Here is a 24,373-nt window from a genome sequence, read left to right as displayed (position 1 = left end):
ATTTTTTATTACTCTCTGTTATAGATAGCCCCAGATCATACATAATAATGTCCCAAAAATGGTTACGAGAGCAATTATTAATGCATAGTAGATATTTGTATAGATCGCAGGTTTATCCTTTGTTTCACTGGCATGCATAAAGACGACTAACTGTAAGCCAGCCTGTATAAATGCTGTGACTAAAAGTATTGTCATGGTAATGGGCGAAGATATATCAAAAAAATACACACTCGCCGCAATGATGGTAAGGATAATTGACAGGGCAAATCCCATAACTTGTTTAAATGGGAATAAATCACTCATTTCAAACCATTCCTTTCAAGTAAATGAAACTGAAGATAAAGATCCAGACCACATCTAAAAAGTGCCAGTATAAGGAGAAGATGAACGATTTATTGGCTGTTTCAGGCGTCAATCCACGCTGAATTAGTTGGTAGACAATAAACATACCCCAGAACACACCAAATGTGACGTGCGCACCATGCGTCCCTAATGTTGTCAAAAGGGTAGCTGTAAAGGCACTCGTTTGTAAGCCTGCTCCAACATGTACATAGTGAATAAACTCATAAACTTCAAAACCAATAAAGGCTACACCAAGTAGGAGCGTCACAACATAGAACGTTATCATCGCTTTCGTATAGCCCTTGCGCATAGCGTGTATTCCTAAGCCAATGGTAAAGCTACTTGTTAAGAGAATAAATGTTTCAAATAAAACAGGTGTAATTTCAAATATGTCTGCTCCTGTAGGACCAGTTCCAGTGCGATCCACTAAAACAAAGTAAGCTGCGAACAGCGTTCCAAAGAGCATGATTTCAGCACCGATAAAAACCCAAAAACCTAATATATTCAATTGGTTTTGCTGTGTACTATATTCTAAAGGAAGTGATTGATCGATTTTCATGATTGACTACCTCGCAATTTCGATTCCGTTGCTTTCACTTTTTCGACAGAAACATAATGTCCTGGATCTTTTTCCAACGAACGGTGAGCCATACAAATAAAAATACCAATAGATGTAACAATGGTTGGAATCCACATACCAAATACAAATGAGAAGCCCCATGCAAAGAAGATACAGCCTAAAATGAAAGGTACACCACTGTTATTAGGCATATGAATGTTTTCATATTTCTCTGGGAACAAATCATGCTGGCGATATTTTGCATCCCATAAAGCCTCAGTTGAAATGACATGCGGCACCTTTGCAAAATTATAGTACGGTACAGGATTTGGTGTAGCCCATTCTAATGTACGTGCGTCCCATGGATCTGAGCCAACGTTTCTTGGTGCATAACGAATGCTGTAATAAACGTTATATACAATTAAGATAAAGCCAATCGTAAGACCAATAGCGCCGACAAAAGAAATCATATTCCACATACCAAAACCTGTGGAGGCCGAGTAAGTATACATACGGCGTGCTTGTCCATCTAAGCCAGAGAAGAACATCGGCATAAAGGCTAGTAAGGTACTGATTGCAATAATCCATGCCGTTACTTTGCCGATTTTTTCATTTAACATAAAGCCAAACATTTTTGGCCAATAGTAATGTAAGCCTGCTAACATCGCAAATACAACACCTGGAATAATCACCATATGGAAGTGTGCTACTAAAAACATTGTATTATGATATTGGTAGTCAGCTGCTGACATACCAAGCATCACGCCCGTTACGCCACCTATTGTAAACGTAGGGATAAACAACATGGAATAAAGCATCGGCGTTGTAAAGACAATTTTTCCTTTCCACAAGGTGAATAACCAGTTAAAAATCTTGACCCCAGTCGGTACAGCAATGGCCATCGTTGTTATTGAAAAAATACTATTTGTTAAAGCGCCTTGTCCCATCGTAAAGAAATGATGGGTCCATACTAAAAACGATAGAAAGGAGATAATGACCATTGAACCGACCATCGATTTATAGCCATAGAGATTGCGTCCGGAGAATGTAGAAATAATCTCACTGTATAGTCCAAAGGCTGGTAAAATCAGGATATAAACCTCAGGATGTCCCCATACCCAGAAGAAATTCGCCCACAGCATATCCATTCCGCCGTTGGAAGTTGTGAAGAAATTCGTAGCAAATAGCCGATCAAAAGTTCCCATGACAAGTGCTACCGTTAATACAGGAAAGGCAAAAACGATAATTACATTTGCGACGAAAGAAGACCATGTAAACATTGGCATTTTCATTAATGTCATACCTGGTGCTCGCATTTTGAGAATCGTCACAATCATGTTAATACCAGTAATTAATGTACCAAGACCTGAAATTTGTAGAGCAAACAAGTAATAGTTCGTTCCTACAGATTGACTAAATTCATTACTAGCAAGAGGGAAATAATTCGTCCAGCCAGCATCAGGAGAGCCGCCAATTACAAAGGAAATGTTTAATAGCATGGCCCCCATGAAAAATAGCCAAAAGCTTAAAGCATTCAAACGTGGAAAGGCCACGTCTCTTGCGCCAATTTGAAGTGGCACAATATAGTTCATAAAGGCCATAATAAACGGCATGGCCATAAATATAATCATCACAGTTCCGTGTGTCGTAAATATTTCATTATAATGCTGTGCATCTAGTAACTTATTGTCAGGTACTGCCATTTGTGCTCGCATCATAATAGCATCCGCTCCACCACGGAAAAGCATAAGAAGTGCTGAAATTAAATACATAATACCGATTCGTTTATGGTCAACTGTTGTTAACCATTCACGCCAAAGGTAGCCCCATTTTTTAAAATAGGTTAATCCTACAATCATCGCTATCACCGTAAGACCAATAGCGACCATTGAGGCATAAATAGCTGGGCTTGGATGGGGTATCGCAAATCGTTCAAAGTAATCCATCTGACTATGTCTCCTTTCGACATAAACCTTATCGTAAACTAGTTCATTTCGAGAATTTCAAGATTGTTTTATTGAGATGCATGATCTTTTACGTGAGAAGAACCATGCTGATGTCCACCATTTTTACCCTCAGGTGCTGGTAGAAATGTTAAATGTGTTCCATTGTAAGTGGACTGTCCCACATGTCCTGGTTTTAGTAACGAATTAAATTTTTCCTCCGTTAATAGATCTGCTGTTTCTTTTACTGTCTTTACCCAATCATCAAATTCATCATGAGTCACCGCTGTAACGTTAAACGTATTTTCGGCAAACCCTTTGCCATTAAAGTTTGCATTTCTTCCCATAAACTCTCCGGGTATATCCGCAGCCAAATGCAAAGTATTCACCATATCAGCCATCGCATATTTTTGACCACCAAGCTGAGGAATCCAGAAGCTAGTAATCGGTCCATACGAGTAAAGTTTGAACTCAATTGGACGCTCAGCAGGGATATACAAATAATTTACTGTTTCAATATCTTCTTCTGGATAACTAAAATGCCATTTCCAGTTAGAGGTTGAAGCATAAATGACCAATGGTTTCTCATTTTTATATTTTTCTGGCGTCGATTCCACCTTATAATTACTTTGAACAGAAATAATAGACATGTACGCAACAATTAAAACAGGTATGCCTACACAAATTATTTCAACCATTGTACTCCCTTTAATGTGGGGAGGCTTATAGTCGGGACTTTGCTTAGAAGCACGATATTTCATTAACATATAAGCTAAAATCACAAAAACGGTTAGTACGATAAAGGACATAATCCCTATCGATAGCATAATATCTTTGGCTTGTACTTGAGCTTGAGGACCTTTTGGATCTAATACTAATAATGGGTCACAACCGGTTAACATAGTGACAATAGTGAAAAGACCAATTAATCTGAGCCAACTTTTTTTCATAAACAAACCCCTTTAACTGATTCTTTGAAGTGCTATCGGCTACTATGGGTTTGCATGGATTTTGATTCACAATTGATTTTTATCATAGTGGCACATACTTTGAAAGACAAGGCGTTTTGCAAGATAACACAGAATGTTCTCAAACGATAAAAGCAATTTCAGAATAATATTTTGGAGAGGAATACACGTCTAGTAAGTGTTATCATAGGGTCCTATAGATTAAAATTCAAAGTGGATGGGGAAAGTGATAAGAAAGTGGATGGTTCAATATAAATGACATTATACTATGATTGATATTTTAGCTTTTCAGACAAAACTAGAATTTAGAAGCACTATTGAGGTGAGGAAATATGGATTGGAAACCAGATCGACATGCCAAAAAGGCTATCTATAAACAACTTGCAGAATATATTGAAAAAGGGATTGCTGATGGGACATTTCCGCCTGATAAACCTTTACCATCAGAGCGATACTTAGCGAATACTTTGAACGTAAATAGAAGTACAGTTGTTAGTGCATATGACGAATTAGAAGCAATGGGGCTTATTGAACGGAATAGAGGAAGTGGCACGACCATTAGTAAGGATATTTGGGGGATCACAAGGAAAAGAATTCCTAGTTGGAATCGATATATTGAGGCGGGCTCCTTTTTACCTAATCTACCTGTCACACAAAAAATAAGAAAAGAGGCAGTAGAACACAAACTAATAAATTTAGCGACAGGAGAATTATCAGAAGATCTTTTCCCTAAAAGCTCATTAAGAGAAATAACAGCAACTCGCTCCTTTATCGGCAGCCTTGGATACGATCATCCACAGGGTAGTGAAATACTCCGAACTACTCTTACGAAGCATATTAAAAATAGTAGAGGGATTGATACAAATCCTTCTTCCATACTGATTACATCAGGGGCGCAGCAAGCATTACATTTGATTGTCCAATGTTTATTAAAGCCTGGAGATGCAATCGCAATAGAAGACCCTTCGTACAATTATAATCTGCCTATTTTTAAATCAGCAGGCTTACAACTTCATTATTTATCTGTTGATAAGGATGGTGTCGCCCCAGAAGATTTACAAACATTATATAAAAAACATCGTATTAAGATGATTTTTTTAAATCCTGATTTTCACAATCCAACAGGCTCTTCGTTAAATATTAAGCGAAGAGAGGCTATCTTAGATATATCCTCAAAGCTTGGTATTCCAGTAGTAGAAGATGATCCCTATAGTCTGACAGCATTTTCAGGGGATAAAATTCCTACTCTGAAATCATTAGATAAAAATGGAAATGTATTATACATTAGCTCTTTATCTAAGATTGTTGCCTCGGGATTACGCATAGGCTGGATTGTTGGTCCCACATCCGTTATTGAAAGGTTATCTGATGCAAAGCAACAAATTGACTTTGGTCATTCTAGCTTTACACAGTGGATAGCTAATGATTTTTTAGAGTCAATAAACTTTAATTTGCATATCAAAAGATTAATTAGAGAATTAGAAAAAAGACGAGATACAATTGTTCAAAGTCTCGATACTTATTTAAAAAATCAGGTGGAGTTTTCTATTCCCCAAGGGGGTATCCACATCTGGTGTAAAGTGCTGAAAAATTATAGTGAAACACAATTACTGGAAGAATCGATTAAACGAGGCGTCATTTATGTTCCTGGTTCCACCATGGGATCCCAAAATGGCTTTGTCCGTTTTACGTATGCTAGAGAAGATGTGGATTCAATCGATGAAGGAATAAAAAGATTTGCACAAGCACTTAATAGTTTATAAGTAAGAAGATGAATTTTTGTAAATTATAGACAAGTGGATGACTAAAATAGTGGCAAAGTGGATGGTTAAAAATATACGTAAACTATTTATGATAAAGACATGGATCAGAAAAAATCCATAAAGGCTATCTACTATCATTGAAGTGTGGATTGATTCACAATTATTCACACAGGTAATGAAATCTGTAAGTTGTAGGAAGGTGATAGGACAAACCCATTTTTTCATTAGGTAAGAGGTAGTTATCTAATTCAGTGTGGATCAATTGTTAATGGGGTTATTAAAAAAGCTACATGTAAGAAACCTGCTTTTTGAAAAAGAGGTTTTATCATTCACAACAAGTATCGTTAATTTTGTCTCTATGTTTTACCTGTTCTAACAATCTCATTTTTTTAGCTTTTACTGCTGATGAAAAAAATCAAGGCAGTCACTACTTATTATATTTTAGGTTTCCCACAACAGTATATAAGGGAAATAGGCACTCCTTATATACACTATTAAATCTTAGTCAAAAACACCATCTAGTCACCTAGTTTCGATATTCAATCGGCGCTAGGTGGCTGTTTTTTTCAGTAATATAAATATTTTAATAGTTGAGTAATACGATAATAAGTTTTAATATTCTGATTATGATAGTTTTTTACTCTCAGGGGGGATATTGATGGGATTACAAGTAGGTGAAAAAATTACGTTTGAACGTACGTTTACAGTGGAAGATGTTGAATTATTTACGAAGGTATCAAAAGATGAAGGGATTCATCATATCACACCAGACGAACAAGGTCGATTTGTGGTTCAAGGGCTTTTAACAGCAACACTTCCTACAAAGGTCGATGGTGACAATAACGTATTAGCCCGCAAAATGAATTTCGAGTTTTTACGTCCTGTTTTTAGTGATGATACAATTCGCTGTGATGTAATTATCGAACAATATGAACCGGATGAAAAAAATCGAACAGCCATTACGGCAGCATTTACATGCATAAACCAACTAGACAAAGAAGTACTAAAGGGGAGTTTTTCAGGCATTATTTTATAACAGGTTGGTTTATTGGATATTACCGAAGCTATCAAATGACATAATCAATATGCATTTTCATATCGAGGAAATCAAGAAAAGGATTTAATGGACAAGGTATATGTGCAATTTTGTACTATTGGATTTAAATAATAGATGTAATAATTCATAGAGATAAACTTGAAAGGGAGTTTGCTCCGTGAATATTACATCTTTTTTATTGTACTGTTTTATTATTACGGTTACACCAGGACCGACCAATATCGTAATTTTATCAACAACACAGCATTATGGTATAAAAAGAGGCTTACATTTTTCTTCTAATTGACAATAAATAGAATTATATGTTAAATTAAAAATACAAATTTGAACGAACGGAGGGTGAAGAATTTGAGCAATTGTTTATTTATTAAAAAAGCTAATCTCATAATAAATAAACAAGAAGCTAATTTTCACCTATCATATTTTAAATCTACCACTCTATGATTTTACACATAGGGTGAAAACTTTTTCGTTGTGCGAGAAGATGCTTCTGTTTATAAACAGAGGCATCTTTTTTTGTTTTTATCAAATTTTAGGGTGATGCATATGAACAACTAACATTAAACAATTACGCCATGAAAAAAGGAAGGGGAATTTACATGATAGAAATACACAACCTTACCATCAAAACGATAAAAGATAATCGAACGTTAATAGATCATCTTCAGCTGAGTACCCAAAAAGGAGACAAGATTGTCATAATAGGGGAAGAGGGGAATGGCAAAAGTACATTATTAAAATGCATTTACAATGATCAATTGATAGCAGATTATTGTACTTATGAAGGAAAAATTCTTAAAAATGATTATTCACTGGGATATCTATCACAGGAACTATCAGCTCATGAAAAAAAGTTGACCATCACTGAGTTATTTTCGGAGAATAATTGGAATAAAGAATTGTTAAAGGCAATGGATGATTTTAGGATTGATTCATTTGTTTCAGATAAAAGGATTGGTGATTTTTCGGGAGGGGAGCGATTTAAGTATCGTTTTTTAAAGTTACTCGCCATGAATCCTGATGCTCTTTTATTAGATGAACCGACAAATGATTTGGACATAGGCACAATCGAATGGCTGGAAAAATTTATTCAGCAAACTTCGATACCTGTTATTTTTGTATCACATGATGAAACATTTATAAATAATACGGCAAACGCAATTATTCACATTGAGCTTACCAATCGCAAGCAAATACCTAAATATACCTTTACAAGAGAGTCTTATGAAACGTACCTTTTTCATCGAGAAAACAATTTGCAAAAGCAAGAACAGATGGCGAGAAAGCAAGCATCAGATTATAAAAAACAAATGAGTAAATGGCATGAGGTATGGAATAAGGCTGAGCATCAGCATCAGAATGTGTCTCGCTCAGATCCCAGATTACAAAAGAAAATAAAGTCATTAAAAAATCAAAAAAAACGTATGGACCGAGCTACAGAGGATTTTTTAGAGATACCAGGCGTGGAAGAGGCAAGTGAATTTCGCTTTGATTTCTCTATACATGTACATCGCCATAAAAAAGTTCTAGAACTATCATTAGAAAAGCTTGAAATAGCAAATAAACAACTTTCCCAAAATATTAAGTTATCCATTACTGGACCAGAAAAAGTGGCGATTATTGGGGAAAATGGAGTAGGAAAATCAACATTATTAAAAATAATTTTGGAAAAGATAAAGGAACAATCTTCATTAAAAATAGGATACATGCCACAAAATTATGAGGATCTATTGGACCCTGCTCAATCACCGATTAGTTTTCTAGAGATAACTGGTGAAAAGGAAGCCATGACAAAGGCTTTCACACTTCTAGGCAGTATGAAATTTACTAGCAATGAAATGCAGCAGACAATTGGGCATTTGAGTGGGGGTCAAAAAGCGAAGCTACTATTGTTAAAAATGATTATGGATGGTTGCGAAATATTGATATTAGATGAACCAACGAGAAATTTTAGTCCTTTGACAACACCTGTTCTGTGTCAGGCATTAGCACAATATGGAGGAGCCATTATTAGTGTTTCACATGATCGACGCTACCTAAAAGAAGTAGCATCAACCATTTATGAATTAACTAATGAAGGATTAACGAAAAAATAGGGAAAGATAAGAAAAAGTCGAATTCCTGTAGTAAAGGAACCGACTTTTTTCGCAAAAAATTTATGTAGAACACATTGAAATAAAGGCTGTCTTATGATAAATTTATATAGCTAGACATTGTATAATATAAATAATGCATATTATCCCTATTTTAATTATACAATACTTTCTATTCTTTCGTCAACAATTTTTAATTTAATTTTAAAGGGGTGGTTGCTATGAAATCAGAAGGGGCACTACAACGAATTGGAGGAAAAAACTACTTATCAAATTGACGAAGAAGATCAAATCAAAAAAAGATGTGAATGTAACTGAAAAAGAGAAAGAAAGTAGGACTGATACTACATGTCGGAGAAAACAATTTCTGTTCAGACAAAACCGCCATACGGCATGATTGCCATTTTATTTATCGGGGCATTTGTAGCTATTTTGAATGAAACATTATTAAATATTGCTCTTCCAGCCATTATGGAGGAATTCGAGGTCAATGCCACTGCAGTACAATGGCTTTCAACAGGCTATATGCTAATTAACGGGATTTTAATACCTGCAAGTGCATTCTTCATTCAACGATTTACTGATAAAAAGCTATTCATTATCGCCATGGCCTTGTTTACTTTGGGAACATTTTTAGCTAGTATTGCACCTGCATTTGGCGTACTATTAGGGGCTCGTATGATTCAAGCTGCAGGATCTGCAATTATGATGCCGTTATTAATGAATGTTATGCTAACTGCTTTTCCAGTCGAAAAACGAGGGGCAGCAATGGGGATGTTTGGTCTTGTAATGATTACAGCTCCAGCGATTGGGCCGACACTTTCTGGATGGTTGATCGAGCATTATAGCTGGAGAATGTTATTTGATCTGGTACTGCCAATTGCCATTTTAACTTTAATTTTTGCAGCCTTTAAATTAAAGAATGTCACACCACAACGTCCTATTAAGCTGGACGTACTGTCTCTTGTATTATCTAGTATTGGATTTGGCGGCTTGCTTTATGGCTTCAGCTCAGCAGGGGAAAAAGGATGGGATAATGTTCTCGTCTACGGTACGATTATCATTGGTACACTTGCTTTGATTTCTTTTATCCTTCGTCAACTAAGAATGGATGAGCCCATGCTTGAGTTTCGTATTTTCAAATATCCAATGTTCGCCTTATCAACAACCATTTCAATCGTTATTTCGGTTGCGATGTTCTCAGCAATGATTCTAATGCCGATTTATGTACAAACAATTCGTGGGATTTCACCAATGGATTCTGGCCTGTTAATGCTTCCTGGCGCTATTGTCATGGGGATAATGTCCCCAATTACAGGGAAACTCTTTGATAAATACGGAGCAAGAACCCTGGCCGTAATTGGGTTGACCATTACCATTATAACAACTTATTACTTTAGTAAAATCGGTCTGCATACTGCGTATTCTACGCTTGTGCTGCTCTATACTCTACGTATGTTTGGGATGTCAATGGTTATGATGCCAGTAATGACAAATGGTTTAAATCAGTTACCAGCCTATAATAATCCACACGGAACAGCGATGAACAATACATTACAGCAGGTGTCTGGTGCTATAGGTTCTGCGGTATTGATTACCGTCATGAACAATATAACGACTGTAAAAGCAGAGGAATTAGCTGCTAAAGCTATGAACAATATGAGTGCCAATGCAACCCAATCATCTACACAAGCTGCAGCTGAAGTACAACAACAAATTATGAATGAAGCTATGTTACATGGTATTAATATTACTTTCTTTATTTCAACATTGATTACGGTGATCGCCCTTATTCTTGCATTCTTTATTAAAAGAGTCAAACCTAATCAAGGGATAGACGTTCAAGGGGAGTAGAAAAATTGTCAGTCCAAAGGGTGGAGATTGAAGTGAACCAATACCAAATCATCATTACTCCTTATAAATCCAAATACGCCGAACAAACGGTAGCTATGTGGCGAGATAGTAAGGAACAGGCTATTGGACAGAAAGAAATTCATAGCTTTGACAATCATGTTTACTTTTTAAATCATCTATTACCTGAACAGTTTCAAATAGATATAGCGTTAATAGATGAAATAGTAGTTGGAATGATTGCATATAATAAAAGGGAAATAAGCCAATTATATATTCATATAGATTATCAAGGAATCGGTATCGGTCAAATATTACTAGATAAAGTAAAGACACATTCATGCGGGAGATTAACCTTATCCACTTTTGAAGTAAATGAAAATGCACAACGATTTTATGAAAAACATGGTTTTAAAATCATAGGTAGGGGACATGAAAATGAAGAAAATTTACCTGACATTCAATATGAATGGATATCCCCAAAATAATGTATTTGCAATCTCTAATACACTAGCATAGCGTAAGACATACTTAAAAGAGGCTGGGACAAAAAGAAAAAATGTTAGACCGATTGTATTTCGGTCTAACATTTTTTTGATTTAGGAAGGAACACTCTACTCATTGAAGCGAAAAAGTTATTATCTGTTTTCGCTATTTTTCAAAATAATCGAGTTCTGTCCCAGCCTCTTTTTTGTTGAGATATGGATGATCAGCGATATAACTCAATAATTTGATCAGCAATATATTCAGAGCTAAAATGAATCCCATCTTTGAGCCACCACATAATTATCCCCAATACGGAAGATGCGAGAATATCCATTGATAAGGTTTTTTCCGTAAAATCCCTTTCGCGTCGAATTACAATCAAATCTGTTAGCATACTATGAAATTTCCTTTTGAAACCAGGGTGCTCAAAGAGGACTGCTAAAATTTTTCGATGCATATAAAAAAAATCTAAAAACGTCATTAACTGCTCTTGATTATTTAAGTTATCAATTTGTAAAGTCGGAGCTATTTTTAACGACAGGTCGTCGAAAATATCGTAAACTACCTGTTTTAATAAATCATTTATATCCATAAAATGCAAATAAAAAGTTGCTCGATTTAACTCAGCACGTTTGGCTATCTTTTGGACAGTCAGTTTTGAAATATCCGAGTCTTCAATTAATATATCTACAACAGCTTCTTTAAACACCCGTTTTGAGCGAATAGCTCGCGGATCTTGTTTTTTTTGTGTGGTCAATTTCATTCTCCTTTATCTATTAAATACAAACTTCATTAATAGTTTTTTAAAATCTGTTGTTTAATTAACACTTCTTGAAAAATTGTAAATAGGCATCAAAAAATAAAAATGTTATTATCTATTTTATTGACACAGTGTTAATAAAACAAGTAGAAAGAGGAATTATGTAATGTCAGAAACAATCAATAAAAAAGTATTATTAACAGTCTTAATTTTAGGGTGTTTTTTATCTACATTAAATCAAACACTGTTAAACGTTGCCTTAAGTAATTTAATGGTCGTATTTTCTGTTTCTGCTACAACCGTTCAGTGGTTATCGACTGGCTTTATGTTGGTAAACGGGGTGCTAGTCCCAATCACTGCCTACTTAATGAGACGCTTTTCAACACGCCAATTATTTATTAGCTCTATGCTGTTTTTATTAGTAGGCTCTATTTTTTGTGCAGTAGCACCAAACTTTGCTACTTTACTAATTGGTCGTATGATTCAAGCGATTGGTGCAGGAATTATTATGCCCTTGCTTATGAGCATAGTAATGTTTATTTTTCCTTCTGAAAAAAGAGGCAGTATGATGGGATTAATAGGTCTTGCCATGATTTTCGCACCAGCAATTGCACCAACATTAGCAGGTTTTATTATTGATTATTATTCATGGCGTTGGTTATTTATCGGTCTTATTCCATTAGTTGTGATAATCATTTTAATGGCATTAAAATATTTAATCAATGTCTCTGAAACAGCAAAAACTAAGTTAGATGTAGTGAGTGTTATTTTATCAACCATTGGCTTTGGTCTTATTTTATATGGTTTTAGTAATGCAGGAAGCCATGGTTGGGATGATAAAGTCGTCATCGTTTCAATATTTGTGGGAATCTTAACGATAGCCATATTCTGCCTTCGACAAATTAAATCCAGTGATCCGCTTCTAAACTTGTCCGTTTTTCAAAATAAAGTATTCACGTTAACATCTATCATCAATATGATTGTCACAATGATGATGTACGCGGATATGATTTTATTACCAATTTATTTACAAAACGGAAGAGGATTCACTGCATTAGACGCTGGTTTATTATTATTACCTGGTGCTCTTGTAAACGCCTTTATGTCACCTGTTACAGGAAAAATGTATGACCGTTTTGGTGCAAAGCCGCTATTTATGATTGGTTTGATTTTTATTATTCCTTCCATGTGGGTAGTTACAGATTTAACGGAAACAACTTCCTTTACCTTTTTAATGCTACGTACTATTTTCCTACGTATTGGATTAAGCTTTATCACAATGCCATTGAACACAGCTGGTTTGAATGCCTTACCGAAAACCCTTGTAACACATGGTACTGCAGTCAATAATACCTTGCGCCAAATTTCAGGTGCAATTGGAGCTGCAGTAGTTATTACCATTTTTACAGCACAAACGACAAATCATGCGAAAACATTGCTAGCAGAAGCACCTAATACTACAGTTGAAGCTATTCGCACACTTGCTTCCATTTTAGGCTCAAGTGATGCCTATTATTTTATGACCATCCTAGCGATTATTGCATTTGTTTTAACGCTATTTGTTCCAACTAAAAAAAGGATGAAACAGCAAGTTTAAGTTTTAAGTCAGTACAATTTACGAGAAATTTTTTAATCTACTGTGGTCGAGATTACATGTAGGCAATTATTCAATGGATGTTAGGTAAACAATCTAGCTATTATGCGGCATATTGATAAGAGTTTTGAGAATGAAATTAGTATTTTACAAATCCATTGAAATTAGAATGTACGTTCGTTAAAATAAGGGTGAAACGACAAAGGGGAAGGATAATGAGTAATATAATGCTTCGAAATGTGATTTTGGATGATCTTCCCATTTTTTTAAACACCAACAGAACGGTGAAGCCAAACCATATGGCTGCATTTACGAGAAAAGACCCTAATGATTGGATTGGCTTTTCTACACACTGGAACAAAATTCTTAATGATAAGGATATTATTAAGCAAACGATCATTGTCAATAATAATGTAGTTGGGCATATTCTATGTTTCGAGCAGTTTGGTAAACCAGAAATTAGCTATTGGATTGGCAAGGAATATTGGGGAAAAGGAATAGCAACTAATGCTTTACAAGATTTTCTAAACCTCATTTCAATTCGCCCTCTTTATGCTCGTGCCGCGAAAGACAATGTAGGATCTCTTAAGGTTCTAAAGACATGTGGATTCATGATAACTGGTGAGGACATCGGATTTTCTAATACACGCGGCGAAGAAGTTGAAGAGTTCATCCTTACCCTCATTTAAACAAGAATAAGGCGCTAAGGATAATCATAAAAAAGGAAGTGCAAAAGATGAATGTAGAAATGGTTATGCAGGAGCTTGAAGCCCTCGGTAAGGAACGGACGAAAAAAATGTACATGTCCAATGGTGCACATGAGCCACTTTTTGGCGTGGCAACAGGTGCTATGAAGCCGATAGCAAAGAAAATAAAAATGAATCAAGCATTAGCAGAAGAACTTTATGCCACAGGCAACTATGATGCTATGTACTTTGCAGGCATTATTGCAGATTCAAATGCAATGACTGTGACAGATTATAATCGTTGGATGGATTTGGCATATTTTTATATGCTGTCTGATTATGTGGTAGCCGTAACATTGGCGGAAGCAGATATTGCACAAGAGGTTGCAGATCAATGGATTGCTAGTGGGGAAGAGCTAAGAATGTCAGCTGGTTGGAGCTGTTACTGTTGGCTTTTAGGAAATCGCTCAGATGTTGAGTTTTCAGAGAGTAAAATTGCCAACATGCTTGAAATAGTGAAAAGTACGATTCACATTGCTCCAGAGCGAGCGAAATCAGCTATGAATAATTTTCTATATACTGTCGGAATTTCCTATGTGCCTCTACATGGTTTGGCGATCGAGATTGCGAAAGCAGTAGGTCCAGTCGAACTCAAACGGGACAAGAAAAAAAGCACTATTCTACACGCTTATGAAAATATACAGAAAGAGGTAGGTAAGGGGAGGTTAGGTTTCAAACGTAAATATGTAAGATGTTGAATAATGAAACCTCCATTTTTTCACTATTGGAGGTTTTTCTTGTATGATTTTATTGCATAATAATCATTATTTATGTATTATTATGCAATAAAACAATGAAATAAGGAGGGATTTTTTGAACTTATTAAGTATCGATGATTTATCTGAATATCAAATAACCGAGATTTTTCATTTAACAGATCAGCTTATTCATCACAAAGGAATAAAACCGCTAAAAGGAAAAACTTTTGTGTTATTTTTTCCTGAAACGAGTATAAGAACGAGAATTGCCTTCGAGAAGGGGATAAAAGATTTAGGGGGAGAGTGTATTTTATTTCCGCCAGAAAGTCTTGATAAAAGAGAGGAACTAGAAGATGTTATTAAATATATCGAAAACTGGGTGGACGGTATTATTGTAAGACATACAGATTTCTCTAAAATCTACGAATTATCAACATATACAACTATCCCCATCATAAATGCTATGACAGCTCAAAATCATCCTTGCGAAATATTAGCTGATTTCTATTCTATAAGTAAGTTAAAGTTAAATCCCAAAGATCTAGTATATACATTCGTTGGACCTGCAAGTAATATAGCAAAATCGTGGATGAATATTGCAAAAGTAATGAATCTAAAATTCAACCATGTTTGTAAACCTGGATACGAAATATGTAAGGACACCTCTAATTATATATTTTATACAGAGCTAGACAATGTATTAGTATCAAGTGATGTAATATTGACGGATTCATTACCAGAAGATTTAAGGACAAATAACTATATAAATAAATATCAAATTACTTTAGATAGACTGAAAGAAGCTAAACCACATGCAATATTAAATCCTTGTCCTCCATTTTTTAGAAATGAAGAGGTTAGTGAGGACGCTATTTCATCAGATTATTTTGTTGGATATCAATTTAAAAAGAACTTGATTTATGTGCAACAAGCAATCATGTTATATTGTATTGGATTAACAAGCTTAAAGTTAAATACAAATTAGTTAGAACAATACTACAGGAAATGGCGTCTCAATCATACATGAGTCGCCATTTTATAAATTATTTGGTTAATCGTTGGATAAAAGTATCTAATTGAACCAATGTTACATTATCGTTTACCCCATATGTTCCGTCTCCCTTACCTATCGTAATTTTATTGGAAGAAAGAATATCTACATAATTAGAGGCCCAATGTGTACTTAGAACGTCTGCGAACCCCTGTGCGTTTCCTTGTTGTTTTAGTTTAAATGCTTCCACTAAAACCTTAGATAGTTGACCTCGTGTAATAGATGAGCTTGGATTAAATTTTCCATTTTCATCACCAGTAAAGACACCAATTTTCTTTAATGCCACAGCAGCACCTGCATATTTAGATGATGGTTTAACATCAGGGAAACTTGAATTTGTATCACTTGTATCTAAATGTAATATTTCAGCTAATCGAAGAGCAACCTCTCCGCGTGACGCATAAATACTAAAGTCTATTTCTGCGTTTTTTACTTCGCCATTGTCATTTTCAGAGAAGCTTGCAATACGTTTTGCCCCCATGTAACGAGATCCCCAGTAATAAGGGTCATTAATTTTATCTATTTTAACCCCAGAACTTGTAGTTGCAGAAATAAAATTGCTATCACCTATGTATATCCCAACATGTGAAACACCGTCTCCTGACGTATTAAAAAATACAAGATCACCTGTCTTTAAATTGTCTTTTGATATAGAAGAACCTTGTTGATACTGAGCTTTAGATGTACGTTCTAATGTAATTCCTAACTTAGAAAAAACCAATTGTGTATATGCTGAGCAATCCACACCTGTCTTAATATCTGTTCCTCCATATTTATACGGGGCTCCAATGTATGTTTTTGCTGTATTTGATAAATCTGTTATTGTCGCTGCTTTTGCGTCATTTATACCCATTCCTGTGAAGAGTGCAAAAGATGCAAAAATTGGTAGTAACCATTTCTTTTTCAATTAAACTTACTCCTTTCAAATAGCTTTTGCCTTTGATAAGAGTAAGAATAGCATGAAAAATATAAGCATGATTTTTCAATAATATTACTGATTATTCCTTCACAGTGATTTTGAAACCTTAATTTTATCTGTGTAAAATATCTGCAATAATTATGGGTAAATTCACTAAAAATATATGCAAAATTTAGATATACAGGGAAATATGTCCTATTTTTCATATTTCATTCAACTTAAGATGAATAAGTTTCTTATGTTTATAGGTCAACATACTTTACAATTATTTATGAAAAATCATGGGAGAGATGAACAGAGATAATAAAGTTTTTTAAAAACGCCAGTCATGTTACTCAACAATCGGACCACATTGTTGAATAACTCATATATGAATATTGGATATTTATGTTAAAATCGAAAAATGGACGGGGGGAGATTAAATTATGGATATTATCACATTCGGTAAAAAGAAAGAAGATATAGAATACATAAGGAGACCTGCTGTTTATTGTTTAATGTTCGATAGTCATAAAGAAAATATAGGGATTATTCAAACAATTGATGGAAAGTATTTTCTTCCAGGCGGCGGAATTGAAAATAATGAGACTCATGAAGAATGTTTAAAAAGAGAAGCCCTTGAAGAAATGGGGGTGGATATTGAAATAGGTAATTTTGTAGGGTATGCCAGAAGATATTTTTATTCCACAAATGAAAATAAATATTACCTTAGCGAAGGTTATTTTTATTTATGCGATATGGGTATGCAAATAAATAAACCAAAGGAAAAAGAACATTTCCTTAAATGGATTGAACCAATCCAGGCAATAAAAAACTTATTCCACGAACATCAAAGCTGGGCAGTTAATGAAGCAATAAATCAATTATAGTTGTTAAACAAAAGGGCGCAATTCTTGAAAAAGAATAGGCCCATTTTTTCATTTAAGAGCCATTTAATTTAATAGGGAAAGGAGATATTATACCTGCAAAATAAACATCTACATATTTATTTCTTTTTTTCTAGGATATTTTTTAATGGCTTTTGAAGTACGTCCATAATGGCAGCGATGATAGCTGTTGCTAATATCCCTATTAGTCCAAGTGCTATTGGACCTGCTGGGTCATCACCCGTGAACATGGCATACACCCTTAAGTATACTATCACTAATAAAATTAAGAAAATAATTGTAAAAGCGCATTTTTTTATAACCTTCAAGGATTTAAGGGATAACTCGGAAAAAGCGTTGTTACTATCAATATAACTCAATAGTTTATATGCTTGATACAAAGCTACGGAAAACGTAATGCATACTCCATACGCACATATTAACAATGGATATATCGAGTAATCTCCTGGACGGGCTATAGCATCTCTTCTGGCTGCTTCAGGCAACAAAAATATACACACGGCAAGTACCGCAATTCCAGTAAGAAAAGCAACAACCTTTAAGAAAAAAGTTGAACCTAGTTTACCATTCATTTAAAGCACCTCACTGATTTAATGATTATTTGATTTAATACAATATTTATCGATTATCAATAAATTTATTTTGTTTTTTATTATATTATTATTGTTTTATATATTGAATTGATTGTTATGTGGGAATCGTACTTGAATTATTGTAAATTTTATTATGAAGTAACCTAACAATCATGCGCAATTCTGCAGCAAGAAATGTGCTTTTTCTATTTGAAAAGGTTAGATTGGAAATTGAAAGAGTTCGATGCTGAATTTGAAGATCATTTATATGAGCATTTAGCCGAGTATATAGATGTCTTACCCAAAAATTTTCAGTCTGGAATTATTGAACGAACTTTATTTCGAAATGATACTTTAATGGAAGAGTTTGAAGAATGGTGCAATGTGACAATTGAGCAGTTCACAACTAAGAGTAATACTATTTATGAAAAGCGTGAAGCAATTGTTGAACGCTTTAATCCGTTTGCACAAACCGTTTTTTCACAATCATTTCATGATGGTAAAATTTTAAATGCTGAGCAACAAGGAAATAATTTTACGCTTCTATTAGATATGAGTAACGGGTTTACAGTCGAGTCAATTGTGCAGTTAGTTTTTCATGATGCACAAACAGAAGGTAATCTTGAAGGCGATTACGTGTATGACGAACTAATAAAGATCGAAGGTAGATTTGCATTACGAGTTTTATCTAGTTTTGGTAGCCCTTATGCTGAATGGACGATTTTCTTCAAAGATGTGACAGCAAAATACTTGTATCGTCCTGCAGTTTATATTGAACCGGGAGAAGTCGCTACGTGGGATGATTATGTTATTGCGCTAAACCTAGATGACAAATACTATATTGTAAAAGATATGCACTTTGTAGAGATTGATTTGGCTACTCTTTCGCAAACGGATAATGGGATTTTTGCTGGAGGGGTATTACTAGGTGATACCTTTGAGGAGGCAAGAGAGCGAATTTATTGTGCTACTTATGAAGATCCATATGCTCATTTTAGTGAGCCTATTTCGACTGATGAGTTGTTATTTGCTATGTTTGATTTAGACCAAAATATACGAGTATGTGTCTTCAACACAATTTTTGCACTAGGAGAGGATGCTGCATATATCGTTAATGATGCGCTACGTAAAGTCGATGTAAGCACAGATGAAAATATGTATTTTGGCATTATAGCAAGCCATTTCGATCAGCTCGGTTGTTTAGAGGATGATGTAAAACTGAAATGGCTTAGGGAATAAGAAGAATGCTATTCAAAACGTTCTCCGATTGAACAGCCTTTTTGTTTTTATTTAATCCAGTATAGCTTGAGATTTATTTTATCGTAAATTTTTTAATACCTGAAAAACATCTTTTCTTTTACTAGCCGAGCTAATAGATGAACCTACATTACTCCATTAAAGGGCACAATTCTTGAATTGGAATTGTACCTTTTTCAGTAATAGGGCCAGATTGTGGAATAAGCGTCTGATTCCTTCTTTAACTATAGAGTATTTCAGTTGAGGAAACTAAAGTTGAATATGTATAAGAAAAATAGACTCGATCCCACTAAAATAGGAACTAAGTCTATATAACCCACTAGCACCCATGTGTTGCCACATACACTCCGCACATTGTGAAGAGGTTGATTAGTTGGAATTAAACTGAATAATTCGATATGAAATAGGGTCATTTTTTCAATAACGATAAATTGATCCTTTTTGATTTGACAACTTATTATTCATGAATGATTTTTTGGTAGTCTCACTATACTATTGATGTTCAGATTTAGGAATAAAAATAAAAGCAATGTCCCCTGTTGTCGCTAAACACACCGTCACTTCTTTTCATATTTAATATTAGTGTGTAAAGAATGGAAATCCATGATGTGGGAAATAATGTAGTTCTCTTTTGCAAATATCAATTCAAAATAAAACAAAATCAATACGGAGGTAAAAAAAATGAATGTCCTTGATTGTATCATTATAGGTGGAGGTCCTTCTGGGTTAAGTGCTAGCTTAACTTTAGGAAGGGCTAGGAGAAACATTGCATTATTTGACGATGGAACGAATAGGAATAGAGTGACACAAGCGTCACATGGATTTATTACTCGAGATGGGATAAAACCACAAGCGTTTAAAGAAATAGCATTAAAAGAGTTGGAGAATTACCCGTCCGTATCATATTTTACTGCAACAGTTACTGAAATCATAAAGGATATAGGTAAAGAGCGATTTACTGTCAAAACATCTACTAGTCAGGAATTTGTTTCAGAAAAAATAATACTCGCCACCGGTATTCAAGAAATATTTACTATAGCAAGTATAAGAAAGTTTTATGGGAAAAGTCTATTTAGTTGTCCGTATTGTGATGGCTGGGAGCAAAAAGATAAGCCATTAGTGGTTATTGCAGAAAAAGAAGAGCATGTACTGCATTTGACTAAGTTAATTTATAATTGGTCGCAGGATTTGGTTGTTTTAACGAATGGAGTTCAATTATCTAAAGAAGGAAAAATAGAGTTACAAAAACACAATATCAAAATTATATCGGAAAGGATAAAAGACTTAATAGGTAATGATGGCTACTTACAAAAAGTAGTGTTTGAAACAGGAGCAACAATTATAAGATCGGGTGGATTTGTTGCCCCATCTTATTATCGCCCAAATCAATTTGCTGAGAAGCTTGGCTGTGAAATTCATGAAAATGGAAAAGTTATAACAGATGGTGTTGGTAGAACAACCCAAAAAAATGTATATATTGCAGGGGAAATCGAAAGATCTAAACCATCCTCTTTAATGATTTCAGCTGCTAAAGGTAATAAAGCTGCGGTTTCGGTAAATACTGATTTAACGATGGAACGCTTTTGATTACGTCATAACACCTTCTTCTTCAACTAAATAGGAACTTAGCTAATATAGTTAAACACATCAGCGCCAATGTGTTCACACATATACTCCAAACATTGTGTTAGAGTTAGTATAAGAATTTACGAAGAACGGATTTTGATTTTAAAATTCGTTTTTTCTTGTTGTTTAAAAAGGATTAAAGGCTTTTTTTGTTGAAGTTATAAAGCTTAGTTTATAGACTAATTCAACAATCGGGCGCGCTTCTGTAACAAGAATCAGCGCTCATTTGCATTATGGACCAGATTGTTGAATAAATAACGTTGGTTTCACATAAAGCAAGATGAACCGTATTACAAATAGTGATAAAGCAAGAGTGAAAATCCCTCTAGATTATGAAGTTTACATAGGTTAACATAAAAAGAAGGAGACCGTTCATGTTATTTAGACGGTCTCCTTTTGTTTTTCTTAAACTTGTACTTCACTCATCAATGCATGAGTATTATCTTCTGTATCCTTAAAAAATACCATCCATGTTTCTGTTTGTCCCATTTTAGCCACAACATGTGGTTCGTCGATAAAAGTAACTTCTTTACCTAATAAGCGCTCATAAGTATCTTTAATATTACTTACTTCATAATAAATTACTGAGCTTAAAAGCGCGAATTCCTCTTTTTCTGGAAGTGTTAACATGAGCTGCAATCCATTGCATTCAAAGAATGCCATATTATTAGTGTTGAACAAAAGCGAGAGACCTAATTTTTCTTTATAAAAATCTATTGCTCTATTTAAATCTTTTACAGGTACTCCGATTTGTCCAATCTTTTTGATTGTTTTATTTTCCATAATACTTTTCCCCTTCAAAATATCAGATTATAAAAAGAATAAATTATTTTAACTAATTTTTCTTATCCAATATCACCTTTTTTCGATATTCATTAGGAGATATGCCAACATGTTGCTTAAACATTTTGCTAAAAGATACAGGATTTTGAAATCCGAGTTTAAAGGTAATATCGGTCATATTATTACTTAATTCTGCTAAAAGTTGTTTTGCTTTTATTATTCTAAACTCTGAAATATGCTGATGAGGAGTTTTACCATATATTTGTGTATATGTTCTTAATAAATGATTTGGAGATAGACAAGCAATGCGTGAAATGTCATCTAATTTAATGGTTTTGTCATAATAGGCTCTTATATAATCATGAGCTATACATATCCTTCTATATAATTCTTCACGCGTAGAAGTACGTATTGCACTTAAAGATTCAACTTCCTTATACGTATTAAAATGTTCATTCAAAATAGATTGCATTAATTTATGAAATAGTTCTTCATAACCAATAGAATTAATTTCGAGACTAGGTAAAATATGTTTAAAAGCTTTAAGTTGAATAGATAAAGTATTATTTTTATGATAGGTTTTATCAAAAAAGGAAATGGAACTTGTATTCATGAATGGATCGCTGAGAAGATTATCGCTTGTTTCTTTTAATGTTTTAAAGACTTCAGATGCAAACCCATCTTTAAAGAAAACACAAAAAGATTCCACTTCCTTTGTTTCATCAATTGAAATTGTGTACGAACCTTCATTAAGGAGCAGGTATCTACTTTCTTCAACAGCAAACATGCCTTTATTAGTCTTATAATGGGCTTTACCATTAGAAAATGTTTTTATGGACAGTTGGCCAACTCCTTCCCAGTAAAATTGGTCACTTTTTGCATGTAAAACGAAATTGGTAGAATCATTTTTTGACATAATACAATCTCCATAATAGACATCTTTATTTTTTCATAACTTTATTATACATAAAAATGGAATTTAAGTATTACACATATATATTACTAATGAATTTGGTTGAACCATATCTCAAATAATTTATGGAAATAAAGTTATTCAACATTTTATTCAGCTAAATTCCAGCCTTTATTCCCAACTATTATGATGGATAGTGTACTCTACATTCTGAGTGTATTTCGCTATTATCTAAAAAAAGTATGGTTAAGAAATTCCAAGCATTATCTGATTGTTAAAACGAAAAGTTTGTGAAGAAATGTACTTAAAGTAACTGGCGCTTTTCCGTAATAAGGAAAGCGTCTTTATTCATGAAAAGGGCCAGATTGTGGAATAACACTTCATTATAAAAAAGGTTCGCTGACCACTTCACAAATTCTTTAAAAACTATATTTATACCCATTTCAGTCTAATTACCGATAGCATATTAAATGATTATCCTTTATGTTTAATAGGTCGTAATAGACACTATCAGGAATATCCTGCAAATATTGAAATGATAGGTGGAAAACAATGAATTATCAAGTTTTATTATATTACCATTACACGAAGATTGAAGATCCAGCTGCGTTTTCAGCAACGCACTTAGCAATGTGTAAAGAAATCGGTTTAAAAGGTCGTATTTTAGTAGCCAATGAGGGCATTAACGGTACTGTTTCAGGTACGATTGAGCAAACAGAGCAATACATGGCAAACATGCAAGCTGACTCATTATTTGAAGGCATTGTCTTCAAAATTGATGCGGTAGATGGGCATACATTCAAAAAAATGCACGTACGCCCACGACCTGAGTTAGTAAACTTAGGCTTAGAAGAAGATGTAAACCCACATGAATTAACAGGTCGATACCTGTCACCAGAACAATTCCTTGCTGAAATGCAAGATGAAAATACAGTAGTATTAGATGTGCGTAACACATATGAATACGATGTCGGCCATTTTCGTGGCGCGATTCGACCAGATGTACAAAACTTCCGTGATACACCGGAATGGGTACGTGCAAACCGCGAGCTATTCGAAGGGAAAAATGTTTTAACATATTGCACGGGTGGGATTCGTTGTGAGAAGTTTTCGGGCTGGATGAAACGTGAAGGCTTTGGCGATGTCGGTCAATTACACGGCGGTGTTGCAACATACGGAAAAGACTCTGTTGCGAAAGGCCAATTATGGGACGGTCAAATGTACGTGTTTGATGAGCGTTTAACGGTGCCGATCAATCAAGTAGAGCATGTGATTATCGGTCGTGATCACTATGACGGCGAACCTTGTGAACGTTACATTAACTGTGCAAATCCTGAATGTAACAAACAAATCATCGCATCTGAAGAAAATGAAGCAAAGCATTTAGGTGGCTGTACAATCGAATGTACAAAGCATGCTCGCAACCGCTACATTGTGCGTCACAATTTAACAGAAGAGCAAGTAGCTCAAACAATTGAGGCGTTACAAGCATAAGCATAAAAAGC

23 protein-coding genes are annotated in these 24,373 nt (G+C 34.5%); 14 read left to right on the top strand and 9 right to left on the bottom strand.

The genetic code is table 11. From position 1 onward, the window contains the following. Positions 1–18 precede the first annotated feature (18 nt). From qoxD to qoxA, 4 genes are all read right to left on the bottom strand, one after another. Positions 19–303: a cytochrome aa3 quinol oxidase subunit IV gene (qoxD, locus tag ACQKIM_RS09365; protein ID WP_427542406.1), complete on the bottom strand. Its 285-nt coding sequence runs from the start codon at positions 301–303 to the stop codon at positions 19–21. A 1-nt stretch (position 304) separates the two neighbouring features. Then, a complete protein-coding gene (gene qoxC, locus ACQKIM_RS09360; protein ID WP_427542403.1) occupies positions 305–901 on the bottom strand; it encodes a cytochrome aa3 quinol oxidase subunit III in 597 nt (198 codons plus the stop codon). Next, the gene (gene qoxB, locus ACQKIM_RS09355) at positions 898–2,847 is read right to left on the bottom strand and encodes a cytochrome aa3 quinol oxidase subunit I (RefSeq protein ID WP_427542400.1); all 1,950 of its coding nucleotides are present in this window, start codon (positions 2,845–2,847) and stop codon (positions 898–900) included. The genes qoxC and qoxB overlap by 4 nt, the downstream gene beginning before the upstream one ends. A 68-nt stretch (positions 2,848–2,915) precedes the next feature. Next, entirely contained in the window at positions 2,916–3,794 is an 879-nt protein-coding gene (qoxA, locus tag ACQKIM_RS09350; RefSeq protein WP_427542397.1) for a cytochrome aa3 quinol oxidase subunit II, read from the bottom strand. A gap of 350 nt (positions 3,795–4,144) precedes the next feature. On the opposite strand from qoxA, the gene ACQKIM_RS09345 reads away from it, so the two are divergent. The 6 genes from ACQKIM_RS09345 to ACQKIM_RS09320 all read left to right on the top strand — a co-directional run bounded on the left by ACQKIM_RS09345 (position 4,145) and on the right by ACQKIM_RS09320 (position 11,064). After that, positions 4,145–5,575 (top strand): PLP-dependent aminotransferase family protein, encoded by a 1,431-nt coding sequence (locus ACQKIM_RS09345; protein ID WP_427542394.1) that lies wholly within the window; start codon positions 4,145–4,147, stop codon positions 5,573–5,575. Positions 5,576–6,233: 658 nt separating this feature from the next. Further along, the gene (locus ACQKIM_RS09340) at positions 6,234–6,611 is read left to right on the top strand and encodes an enoyl-CoA hydratase (protein ID WP_427542391.1); all 378 of its coding nucleotides are present in this window, start codon (positions 6,234–6,236) and stop codon (positions 6,609–6,611) included. A 178-nt stretch (positions 6,612–6,789) separates the two neighbouring features. Further along, a complete protein-coding gene (locus ACQKIM_RS09335; protein ID WP_427542388.1) occupies positions 6,790–6,918 on the top strand; it encodes a hypothetical protein in 129 nt (42 codons plus the stop codon). Between the two features lie 313 nt (positions 6,919–7,231). Further along, positions 7,232–8,728, top strand: a complete 1,497-nt coding sequence (locus ACQKIM_RS09330) for an ATP-binding cassette domain-containing protein (protein WP_427542385.1) — start codon at positions 7,232–7,234, stop codon at positions 8,726–8,728. Between the two features lie 345 nt (positions 8,729–9,073). Beyond that, a complete protein-coding gene (locus tag ACQKIM_RS09325) occupies positions 9,074–10,579 on the top strand; it encodes a DHA2 family efflux MFS transporter permease subunit (RefSeq protein WP_427542382.1) in 1,506 nt (501 codons plus the stop codon). Positions 10,580–10,611: 32 nt separating this feature from the next. Then, positions 10,612–11,064, top strand: coding sequence for a GNAT family N-acetyltransferase (locus ACQKIM_RS09320; protein ID WP_427542451.1), 453 nt, complete (start codon positions 10,612–10,614; stop codon positions 11,062–11,064). A gap of 221 nt (positions 11,065–11,285) precedes the next feature. Here the strand turns inward: ACQKIM_RS09320 and ACQKIM_RS09315 are convergent, their stop codons facing one another. Further along, positions 11,286–11,819 carry a TetR/AcrR family transcriptional regulator gene (locus ACQKIM_RS09315; protein WP_427542379.1) on the bottom strand — a complete coding sequence of 178 codons (534 nt, stop codon included), beginning with the start codon at positions 11,817–11,819 and terminating at the stop codon, positions 11,286–11,288. A 169-nt stretch (positions 11,820–11,988) separates the two neighbouring features. Here ACQKIM_RS09315 and ACQKIM_RS09310 point away from each other — a divergent pair, with 169 nt between their 5' ends. The 4 genes from ACQKIM_RS09310 to ACQKIM_RS09295 all read left to right on the top strand — a co-directional run bounded on the left by ACQKIM_RS09310 (position 11,989) and on the right by ACQKIM_RS09295 (position 15,845). Continuing rightward, on the top strand, positions 11,989–13,419 hold the full coding sequence (locus ACQKIM_RS09310; protein ID WP_427542376.1) for a DHA2 family efflux MFS transporter permease subunit: 1,431 nt from the start codon (positions 11,989–11,991) through the stop codon (positions 13,417–13,419). Between the two features lie 212 nt (positions 13,420–13,631). After that, positions 13,632–14,105: a GNAT family N-acetyltransferase gene (locus tag ACQKIM_RS09305; RefSeq protein ID WP_427542373.1), complete on the top strand. Its 474-nt coding sequence runs from the start codon at positions 13,632–13,634 to the stop codon at positions 14,103–14,105. A 47-nt stretch (positions 14,106–14,152) separates the two neighbouring features. Then, positions 14,153–14,860: a DNA alkylation repair protein gene (locus ACQKIM_RS09300; protein WP_427542370.1), complete on the top strand. Its 708-nt coding sequence runs from the start codon at positions 14,153–14,155 to the stop codon at positions 14,858–14,860. A gap of 115 nt (positions 14,861–14,975) precedes the next feature. Beyond that, on the top strand, positions 14,976–15,845 hold the full coding sequence (locus tag ACQKIM_RS09295; protein ID WP_427542367.1) for an ornithine carbamoyltransferase: 870 nt from the start codon (positions 14,976–14,978) through the stop codon (positions 15,843–15,845). Between the two features lie 58 nt (positions 15,846–15,903). Here the strand turns inward: ACQKIM_RS09295 and ACQKIM_RS09290 are convergent, their stop codons facing one another. Beyond that, positions 15,904–16,818, bottom strand: a complete 915-nt coding sequence (locus tag ACQKIM_RS09290) for an NlpC/P60 family protein (RefSeq protein WP_427542364.1) — start codon at positions 16,816–16,818, stop codon at positions 15,904–15,906. A 437-nt stretch (positions 16,819–17,255) separates the two neighbouring features. On the opposite strand from ACQKIM_RS09290, the gene ACQKIM_RS09285 reads away from it, so the two are divergent. After that, a complete protein-coding gene (locus tag ACQKIM_RS09285) occupies positions 17,256–17,699 on the top strand; it encodes an NUDIX hydrolase (RefSeq protein ID WP_427542362.1) in 444 nt (147 codons plus the stop codon). A 116-nt stretch (positions 17,700–17,815) separates the two neighbouring features. Here ACQKIM_RS09285 and ACQKIM_RS09280 read toward each other — a convergent pair whose 3' ends face one another. Beyond that, on the bottom strand, positions 17,816–18,289 hold the full coding sequence (locus tag ACQKIM_RS09280) for a DUF2975 domain-containing protein (protein ID WP_427542359.1): 474 nt from the start codon (positions 18,287–18,289) through the stop codon (positions 17,816–17,818). Positions 18,290–18,520: 231 nt separating this feature from the next. Between ACQKIM_RS09280 and ACQKIM_RS09275 the strand changes: the two genes are divergently transcribed. Continuing rightward, positions 18,521–19,528, top strand: a complete 1,008-nt coding sequence (locus tag ACQKIM_RS09275) for a DUF4085 family protein (protein WP_427542356.1) — start codon at positions 18,521–18,523, stop codon at positions 19,526–19,528. Between the two features lie 699 nt (positions 19,529–20,227). After that, positions 20,228–21,133 (top strand): NAD(P)/FAD-dependent oxidoreductase, encoded by a 906-nt coding sequence (locus ACQKIM_RS09270; protein WP_427542353.1) that lies wholly within the window; start codon positions 20,228–20,230, stop codon positions 21,131–21,133. A gap of 444 nt (positions 21,134–21,577) precedes the next feature. Here ACQKIM_RS09270 and ACQKIM_RS09265 read toward each other — a convergent pair whose 3' ends face one another. Together ACQKIM_RS09265 and ACQKIM_RS09260 are read right to left on the bottom strand one after the other, a co-directional pair. After that, positions 21,578–21,955 carry a VOC family protein gene (locus ACQKIM_RS09265; RefSeq protein ID WP_427542350.1) on the bottom strand — a complete coding sequence of 126 codons (378 nt, stop codon included), beginning with the start codon at positions 21,953–21,955 and terminating at the stop codon, positions 21,578–21,580. 52 nt (positions 21,956–22,007) lie between these two features. Then, positions 22,008–22,871, bottom strand: coding sequence for a helix-turn-helix domain-containing protein (locus ACQKIM_RS09260; RefSeq protein WP_427542347.1), 864 nt, complete (start codon positions 22,869–22,871; stop codon positions 22,008–22,010). Between the two features lie 549 nt (positions 22,872–23,420). Between ACQKIM_RS09260 and ACQKIM_RS09255 the strand changes: the two genes are divergently transcribed. Then, positions 23,421–24,362, top strand: coding sequence for a rhodanese-related sulfurtransferase (locus tag ACQKIM_RS09255; RefSeq protein ID WP_427542344.1), 942 nt, complete (start codon positions 23,421–23,423; stop codon positions 24,360–24,362). The last annotated feature ends 11 nt before the right edge of the window (positions 24,363–24,373 follow it).

This window comes from Lysinibacillus sp. NPDC047702, assembly GCF_050272555.1.
Classification (GTDB): domain Bacteria; phylum Bacillota; class Bacilli; order Bacillales_A; family Planococcaceae; genus Lysinibacillus.
This window is presented reverse-complemented; position numbering and strand designations above follow the sequence as displayed.